This window comes from Staphylococcus gallinarum, from assembly GCF_000875895.1.
Lineage (GTDB): Bacteria > Bacillota > Bacilli > Staphylococcales > Staphylococcaceae > Staphylococcus > Staphylococcus gallinarum.
This window is the reverse complement of the sequence record NZ_JXCF01000002.1, coordinates 1-8,593: the sequence shown is the minus strand read 5'-3', so window position 1 is coordinate 8,593 and position 8,593 is coordinate 1. Positions and strand designations below refer to the sequence as shown.

Annotated in this window: 7 protein-coding genes and 1 pseudogene; 4 read left to right on the top strand and 4 right to left on the bottom strand. The window is 27.3% G+C overall.

The genetic code is table 11. The annotated features are described in order from the left end of the window. Nucleotides 1-579, top strand: a 579-nt coding sequence (locus SH09_RS16520) for a hypothetical protein (RefSeq protein ID WP_158001713.1), incomplete at its 5' end; no start/stop codon positions are given. A gap of 1,877 nt (nucleotides 580-2,456) precedes the next feature. On the opposite strand, the gene SH09_RS01950 is transcribed toward SH09_RS16520, so the two are convergent. After that, the gene (locus tag SH09_RS01950) at nucleotides 2,457-3,269 is read right to left on the bottom strand and encodes a hypothetical protein (RefSeq protein ID WP_042737941.1); all 813 of its coding nucleotides are present in this window, start codon (nucleotides 3,267-3,269) and stop codon (nucleotides 2,457-2,459) included. 941 nt (nucleotides 3,270-4,210) lie between these two features. Between SH09_RS01950 and SH09_RS01945 the strand changes: the two genes are divergently transcribed. The 3 genes from SH09_RS01945 (at nucleotide 4,211) to SH09_RS01935 (ending at nucleotide 5,909) form a co-directional block, all read left to right on the top strand. Then, nucleotides 4,211-5,002, top strand: a complete 792-nt coding sequence (locus tag SH09_RS01945; RefSeq protein ID WP_042737940.1) for a ParA family protein — start codon at nucleotides 4,211-4,213, stop codon at nucleotides 5,000-5,002. Between the two features lie 22 nt (nucleotides 5,003-5,024). Further along, a complete protein-coding gene (locus tag SH09_RS01940) occupies nucleotides 5,025-5,294 on the top strand; it encodes a ribbon-helix-helix domain-containing protein (protein ID WP_042737939.1) in 270 nt (89 codons plus the stop codon). A 153-nt stretch (nucleotides 5,295-5,447) separates the two neighbouring features. Next, complete coding sequence (locus SH09_RS01935; protein WP_042737938.1) at nucleotides 5,448-5,909, top strand: GNAT family N-acetyltransferase; 462 nt, start codon at nucleotides 5,448-5,450, stop codon at nucleotides 5,907-5,909. Between the two features lie 27 nt (nucleotides 5,910-5,936). On the opposite strand, the pseudogene SH09_RS16835 reads toward SH09_RS01935, so the two are convergent. The 3 genes and pseudogenes from SH09_RS16835 to SH09_RS01925 form a co-directional block, all read right to left on the bottom strand. Further along, nucleotides 5,937-6,214, bottom strand: a pseudogene (locus SH09_RS16835) (IS6 family transposase); the annotation flags it as partial. A 156-nt stretch (nucleotides 6,215-6,370) separates the two neighbouring features. Continuing rightward, complete coding sequence (locus SH09_RS01930) at nucleotides 6,371-7,234, bottom strand: replication initiation protein (RefSeq protein WP_042737937.1); 864 nt, start codon at nucleotides 7,232-7,234, stop codon at nucleotides 6,371-6,373. Between the two features lie 820 nt (nucleotides 7,235-8,054). Continuing rightward, the gene (locus SH09_RS01925; RefSeq protein WP_235307460.1) at nucleotides 8,055-8,336 is read right to left on the bottom strand and encodes a HicB family protein; all 282 of its coding nucleotides are present in this window, start codon (nucleotides 8,334-8,336) and stop codon (nucleotides 8,055-8,057) included. Nucleotides 8,337-8,593: the final 257 nt, after the last annotated feature.

The following is an 8,593-nucleotide window of genomic DNA, read 5'->3' as shown; positions in this document are numbered from 1 at the left end:
ATTGCATTACCGTTATCTCTACCCATTCAAATGTTGCATGAATTCACTGACAATAAAGGAAACAATAGAAATGTAAGTTTAAATTATAGCTATTGGATAAATGAAAAGAATTTTCACTTTATCTCATATGTACAAGATGAAATTAACCACGTTTATAAAAACGACTATATTAACAAGCAATTAGAACTAATGAAACATCATGATTTGAACTTATTTCCACCTTTTTTACTAATTCTTATTGAAAAATTATGTAGAAAAATTATTGATAAAGAAAACGATCGTTTACCATACAAAACTATAACTGAAAAATTACTATTAGAATGGGACAACATTGTAAAAATTAATAATTTAGATGCATTTATCAACGATTATTATAAAGATATATTCGACAACGTAATTAACAAACAAATATACATCGATGAAAAATATTATGAGCCAAACAGTAAAAATTACAACAGACATAGAGTATTGCACGAAAAAACAGATTTTGATGAGTTTACTATCGAGAAAACTAGTAACTTACTCTTTGTAGTTATGTTTTTAGTTGATATCATTAATTTTAATAACGAACTTAAGTAATTATTTAATAAATAAATTTAAAATTGACACCGCTAAACTTATTGCTGAAAAACTTAATGGAATTATTTGTGCTAGTAATCTATATTTTGTATTTTTTAAATAAGCAATTCCCTTTTCTCCAATTGCCATCATAGATTTTTCGATATTATCATGATCTAAATAGTTTGGAGACTTTGCTAAATGATTATATATATCTTTCTTCTAATAAATCACATATGTTGTTATAATCGACATATGTAATTTATTAGGAAACAGACTTTTTATCTCATCATAAGATACTTTAGTTGTTAGAACTTTCTTTTTTACAAAACTTTTTTCTTGATTTGATAAAGTTTTTAAAATTATTTTACTATCTTTACTTAAAATGATAATCATCCTCTAAATTGTATGATTTTGCATTCCTCTACACTTGATGATATACTGAAATCAACAAATATGATGCTGAACATGATGTCACCTCCTTCCATGCTAATCACAGCACAGAAGTAAAGCGACGACTTTGATATTATACCATCTATATCTTTTGAAGCATATCCACTACCGATAAGTTGAATTATGTAATAATTACAATTATTTATCATGTATTTTTTTCTATATCTTTGTAATGCGCTCGTGTAAATGATTTTTCTTCAATTTCAGAAAAATTATAATTAAGTTTTTCATTATTTAAAGCATATTGAACTACTTCCCTTATATATGAATCCATTTTTTTAGATAAATCCTTCATGTCTTGAATACTGTTATCTTTTAAATATTTTATACCGTCTCCATGCTCTCTATCAGAACGTATATCAGAGCGTATCGTATACCATACGCATTTCCAACATTATTCATTATTTCAGTAATATCTCTATCATCTTTTCCAATTATGGCTGAAGTTATCCTTTTTAATTCTTTAGTCGTATCTTTTTTATCGCAAAAATAGAATCCAAAATAGTGCAATAAATAGAAAGTTTTTCCTGAACGGTTGTGGCTTTTCATGCTTGTTGAAGATAAATTAATACTCTAGTATAACAATTAGTATTAGTAGAAAAGAATTTTTCTATTCGCTCATCAATATTCCCAAAAGTCGACTCTATTAATATAAAAATTCATATAACTATCTCCTTTTTAATTTACTTCACCCCTATTTCATAATATATGCTTAATTCTTCAAACATATCTATCCTCAAATTTTGATTTTATAATACAATATGTTTCATGATTCGATAACTTTGCACTACCACCTAATATTATAATTCAATTAATCAGAATATCTTCCTTTACTAAACCTATAAAAAAGGTCGACATTGCAATGTCTAATCTACTTAGTATCATATTTTCAAAACCAATATGTCAATAATACAGTAAGGTAACTTTGTATATGGAAATAAATAGTTATATAGTATATAAAATTGGGTAAAAGGTGTAATGAAAATATGTATTTAAGAGAGGGAGAATACAATGGATAAAAGTTTCTTTGCACCAGGTAAAATAGAAGAAATTAAGAGGGTCGAGATAATTAAAGCAATAAAATAATGTTAATTTAACCCCTATTGACATAACCTATGAATCGAAGCTAATCAACTCAGAGTTAGATTCTATCATATTAAAATTAAATAATACGAACAAATCAAACAGCCAATTAATAGATAATTTGCTGAGATACAAAACCAATCGTAAATATTGAATTATTTTTAAAGTGTAAAAAACTTCACCTTGTTTAAATTATACTCAGAACAGTCCAATCCAAGAGTTTTACTTTAGAATTAAATTTAGAACATTTAAACTTTATTTACGATGAAAAAATAGATAACCATAGTATATCAAACGCTCTAAAGTGCTTTCAAAGGCTTTGTAGAGCGTTTTTTCGATTTCAAACATTTTCTTATTAAAAACTATTTACTAAGCAAAAACTCTAACTCTTTATATACATTCCTGTGAATCAACAATTTAGAAAAAACATATAAATGCGTTATAACTACCATTACAAAAAAATAAAATAAAACATTAAAAGCTCCAAATGACTCTGCATTTTTTCCTATAAACAAATATAAAAAAGATAAATATTGTATAATACTCATAAAAAGTACAGGAAACAAGTTCACAATTAATTTTTTACTTTTCAATTTAGTAGACCGAATTTTAAGTTTCCCTATAAAATATTTGCTGTCTGAATTTTTACCACTGTATTGATAAGATTTTGTAAGATCAATCAAACATTGATTGTTATTTTTTTCAATAATATATTCTTGTACTTTATGTTGATGATAAGCTCTTTCTGATTCAATTTTCGCCATTTTATATTTTTGAGCTAAGTATCTAGAAAAGGCTTCTTGTAAAACATAATCATTATTAGAATTATCCATTATAGACCAATCTAATATAAACCCCATAAGTAAAAAAGACGCTAATACAATGATGAAAGAAATTAAAAAACTTGGCATAAAGATGCTGTCTGCATGTGCTTTTAAAGTAGATTCTAAAAATGTCATTAATAGAAGTTGAAAAGCACTAATACACCCCCCCTTAAAATACAATAAGTACTTTTCTTCACTAATATTAAAATGCTTAAACTGATAAGCGTCATTGAAAATATTATTGATATAATTAACTAGTTTAAAATATGCAACTACTGTTACTAGTAAATATGTAAAATATATAGATACTCCTAAGTCCTCAAGCATATTTGTAATTGATTCTACAGACATTGATAACTACTCCCTAATCTTTATTTCTTTTATAACAACCCTAATCTCTTCTTTTAATTTTTCATCGCTTTTATAACCATTTTATTAAAATTATACTACATATTTAACTTTGCAACAGAACCATATCTCAGATACTGATTTTGAATTCCTCAAACTTTACGATTTTTATTTTTCAGATAATCCAGACATAAATTTTTAGCAAATCCAGTGTCGATTTTTTTAAGACACTGCCCATTTACATGCAAATTTAAAAATTAGCATAAAAACTTGTCAACCATGGCGGTTGAACACTATAGTTCCCTCAGGGGCAAAAAAACATAAAAAAACGCTAACTTTTAAGCTAACGTTTCAAATCTTTTAAGTAATAATTTTGTTTCTCAAAATTCCAAATTGCCATTGTTTATATCTGAAATAGTTCATACAGAAGACTCCTAAAAATAGCCAACGACATTGATACTTTATTCCAGTTGCTTTATTGACAGTGAGCTTCGTCCCCCCTAACACCAATAAGTTTTCTCAGTATAAATAGGACCTCTATTTTTTAGAACAATTAATCAATAAATAACCTAAAAAGGTACAAATTAAAATCAGCAAAAGTATAAACGTTTTCTATATCATTTTCAACAAAATCATCATATAAATTAAGTTATTAATAACTCATAAATATACCCCTTAATTATAATTTGATTCTATTCTCACCATAATCAATTGATACATAATACTAATTACTTCACTACGTTTATAATACATATATTCACAAGTTTTAAAATACACACTTATATACGTTTATTAGTGTTGTTTAAAAGCGCATTAAAGTGTATAATGTTATATACACTTTAATACTTGTATCATGCTTTTTAATATTTATATTAAAATGTGAATACTAACTAATAACAACTAACTAATCGCTATTAACAGAAATTTAACAACGAGGTGAAATGATGAAAATAATAACATTCTCAGCTATGGATGGTGGTGTAGGTAAGACAACATTGTGCTTTAATTTTTCAGAATACCTGGCATTTAATGGGTACCGTGTTTTGCTATTAGACAAAGATCACAAAATGCATTTATCTAGGTTATATCAAGAATTAGATCAAACTAATACTGTAGCTAATATATACACTGGTGGTGAAGTAGATATTGTCCCAATTAAAAAAAACTTAGATTTAATCAAAGGTTTTATGCGTTTAGATGAAGTATCAAAATTAGTAGATAATGATCAAAGAACAAATATGCTGTTCTTTATGTGGTTGGAAGACAATTATGTGTCAAAAAATTTAAATCAATATGATTATATAATAATTGATACACATCCAGATTTTAATGTATTCACTAAAAATGCAATTGCACCAAGTCATGCTGTAATAACGCCAGTTATCGATTCTGACGATACAGATGCAAGTAATTTAGAATCACGTTTAATGGATTACAAAAAAGAAAATATAGATTTTAAAACTAGAGAAACGAATGTAACGGCTAAACTATTACGTGTAGGAAATAAACTTACTCACAATACGGGCCCAAGTATAGCTTTTAAAGAACGCATAGCAAACGATGAAAGGTATATTAATTATATACCTTCTAAATCTGTTCTTAATAAAACCATCTTAGACAAAAAATCTTATACCCAAAAATTACAAGATAATGAACTCAATAAAAATGATAAACAGTTCAAAATTGAGTTTAATAAAATTATGCAGGAAATTAAAAGTGTTGTAGATCAACTATAAAAAACTTTAGGAGGTATTTAAAATGGCTTTTAACCCTAATAAAAACAAAGAAGAATCATCTTCTCATCAAGAACTAACCGAAATCGATAAGGCTTTACAAGCATCAAAAAGTAATCTAGAAAGTAAACAAAAAAAAGCACATTTAATATTAAAGCAAAAAAACCATGAGCTAAAAAAGCGTTATAATTTTACTTTAAAACCGTCTAACCACTCTAAGTTAAAACAATTATGCAAGGAATATGGGTACAGCTCTGCTTCTGAACTGATAGATGACCTAATAGAAGAATTGTAAGAACAGGCCACTAAAATGATAGTTTTACATGTATATCATTTATTCTTGTTGATTAACATTCGCGTCAACAGCTCTTAGTAAAAACATCATGCTGTATTTTGAAAGCATCTCGTAAATTAGTCTTATGTCAAAATAATATTTAGGAGACAAAATATGAAAATATACAGAGTAGAACTCAAAAAAGACAGTTATCCAAAGGCATTAGAATTATGGGAAAAATCTGTCATCGCAACCCATAATTTCCTAAAGAAAAAAGATAGAATAGCATTAAAATCTGAAATCCCAACTTACTTCAAATATGTGGAAGCTTATTTGTGGTTTGATGGTGAAATTTTAATTGGACTTTCAGGAACTAATGATGAGAATCTAGAGATGTTATTTATAGATCCTAAGCATTTTCAGAAAGGCTATGGTACAAAAATTCTTCAGTTTCTTATCACGGAAAACAAAATAAAATACGTTGATGTAAACAAAGCTAACCATAATGCTATAAAATTCTATAAAAAAAATGGGTTCAAAGAGTATAAGAGATCCAAAAAAGATAAACAGGGAAGAAATTATCCCCTCATACATCTTAAATTAGATTCTGTTACAAAGTCAGAAAATTATAACTAATAATCATTTTAACATGGCAGTATTTCCTTAACTGAGCAACATGTGACTAATTTCGTGGCACGGCGAAAATCCGTAGATCTGAAGAGAGACCTACGGGTCTTTTTATATAAATCATAAATACATTCAATCCTTTTGGATGTGTTCTTTGTCGTATTGAAGCTTGGATATCTCACCCTATCCCTTTAATGTGACGATAATCTTGTTCAATGAGGTTATTAAGCTATTTAGATGTACAATAAGTAAAGATTCAGCTTAAACCTTTGAATTACTATAGCCATTGGCACTTTCATTGAAGGTGCCTGATCTACGGTGAATGTTTATGCCACGTTATCTTGGATAGTATCCAACGCTAAAGTTATAACATCTTTATCAAATTGTTTATATCTAAAATAGTGCATAGAGAAGATTTCTTTTCATTAAAATCACACTATAAATTCAACTTTAAAACAGAACCTTTCTTATTATCCCCAAGTTTTCTTTAATTGCTTCATAAATTCATCTCGCATTTTAATTTCTTCTTCCGTTAATGGAGAATCAGGTTCTTTAGGTTCATCTCTATCTTTAAGCCATTTTGGAGTTAGCTCTCTACTAACCAACGCATTACCTCTTATTTTAGACTTTTTTATAGGCACTTGAGTAAAACTAATCTCTCCATCTTGCATTTGTTTTTCAAAATTAAACTGGATTCCTTTAATCTTATTCCCCTTTTTTTCTTTTACTTTGGTTATCTCCAAACCTTCAAAATATGGTGTTAATTCTTTTATTATTGGTTTTAAAACTTGTCTTGTAATATCTGTCATTCTATACGAATCGGGAATATCAAGCCTTTCTCGAAATTCATTTATATTAATGTAAAACCACCCTGTTGTTTTGAATTGCTTTAATATTCTAAACATATTTTTAGCAAAACTAGACTTAATATTTACTAATTCAGATAACTCAAATTTAGTAAATTCTTTCTCGAAATTATTTAGTATATATTTCAAGTTTGGATTAACAGAAATCTCTAAATACTTTTCATTATCATTAATTTCATATGTATGAAACAAAACAAATTTGCGTACATTCCGCCCTTTACGCTCTGTAAATGTCAATTGAAGCATTTTATCATATATGTTTTCTAATTCTGTTACAAATCTATCTACCGATGTGGATTTGTAATTAATCAATGATTTTAATTCTTTATAAGTTAAACGTATTGTCTCTGTATCTTTATTTTTAGTACGTTGACACATACTAAAAAATAAATCGATTTCCTTACTAGTAAACTTTCTTAATGGAACAAGATTCAGGTCATTTTGATATTTAACCATTTCTCCACTCATTGTCTTTCACCTCTATAGCTTGACACTGTCATTTGGAAAGCAAAGCATTATTTACCTTTTCATCTAATAGTACTAAAGTAACATAAAGGATATGATATATACAATCCATATCCTTTGCTCTGAAATTAGCACTCTCTGATATATTACATTGTTTTTAATTAGGCTTTCAAAAGACAAATACATACATTTTATATCCTTTACTCACTAAAATATAAAAGTAAAACATGTTATAAAAACTTTAAAACTAAAAACACATAGGCCATACAGTCTATATCCCATGCTCATACAAAATATATCCTTTACCCATACATTTTATATCCTTAAGATATACAAAATATATCCTTTACCCATACATTTTATATCCTTTAAGATGCCTTGAAACTTACTGCTCCTTACATTTCAAGCATCCTAAAACAGGTTTAAAACTATTATTAAAACAGATTTAAAAACAGAGACATACATTTTATATCCTTCAACTTACTTCTAAATATATATTTAACAAGCTCATCTCTAATTTGGGAGATGAGCTTCATTATAACAACCCTTATATAATCTCTAATACCAATCATTCAGATGTATTTATTCCTAAAATTATAGATTTCTGCTTATCTACGGACTTTTGCCGTATAATGAAATTAATCACTGTTAGTCTGATAAAAAAATATTACCATGCTAAAAAAAGAATGAGCTATATTTTCTGATTTTGCAACAAAACCACTTTATTCTTCATTACTAACAAAGACTATCAAAGCTTTAATATAAGATAATCTATATATCGCTATATTGTCTTTGAAATCCCCTAATTAAAGTATCTTTCCTATTAAATGTTTAATTCTTCTTTTAAAGCACGTTGAAGTGTTTGACTAAAATTCACATTTCTACTTTTTCCAAGTTCAACCATATATTTAGATAATGTAACCATTTTGTTAACCGTCTTATTCTCTTCCTTAGAACGTACTATATTAGTATCTACCGTAACTAATTGTAATTGTTGGTTTGAATCTAGATTTGTAGCTAACTCATGATATTCAGAAGGATTGGGAATTATGTCATCATCGTCTTCTAATACAAGTAAATGACCACCTAAAGTGTCACTTGCCATTTCCACCGCTTCTTCTATGCCCTCGCCAAATGTTTAACGCCCCTGGTAGATCCGGAAAACTCACGTTGTAATAATTTTATCTTCTTTTTCTAAAATAGCGTAAAAATGGTATCTCATGGCAAATCTTCCTCAATAATTTATTAGTTAATCATTGTTTTATAAATATTCTATATTGTAATTCATACCGTATATATAAAGAAGTAATATAAAGTAAGAGGGCATGTTAAACATTATCAAAAAGAATTATCTAAGAAAGG

What these genes read in the sequence shown, in the direction of transcription:
- SH09_RS01940 (WP_042737939.1), top strand. Translation starts at nt 5,025, where the DNA reads ATGGCTTTTAACCCTAATAAAAACAAAGAAGAATCATCTTCTCATCAA.
- SH09_RS01935 (WP_042737938.1), top strand. Translation starts at nt 5,448, where the DNA reads ATGAAAATATACAGAGTAGAACTCAAAAAAGACAGTTATCCAAAGGCA.
- SH09_RS01930 (WP_042737937.1), bottom strand. Translation starts at nt 7,234, where the DNA reads ATGAGTGGAGAAATGGTTAAATATCAAAATGACCTGAATCTTGTTCCA.
- SH09_RS01950 (WP_042737941.1), bottom strand. Translation starts at nt 3,269, where the DNA reads ATGTCTGTAGAATCAATTACAAATATGCTTGAGGACTTAGGAGTATCT.
- SH09_RS01945 (WP_042737940.1), top strand. Translation starts at nt 4,211, where the DNA reads ATGAAAATAATAACATTCTCAGCTATGGATGGTGGTGTAGGTAAGACA.
- SH09_RS01925 (WP_235307460.1), bottom strand. Translation starts at nt 8,336, where the DNA reads ATGGCAAGTGACACTTTAGGTGGTCATTTACTTGTATTAGAAGACGAT.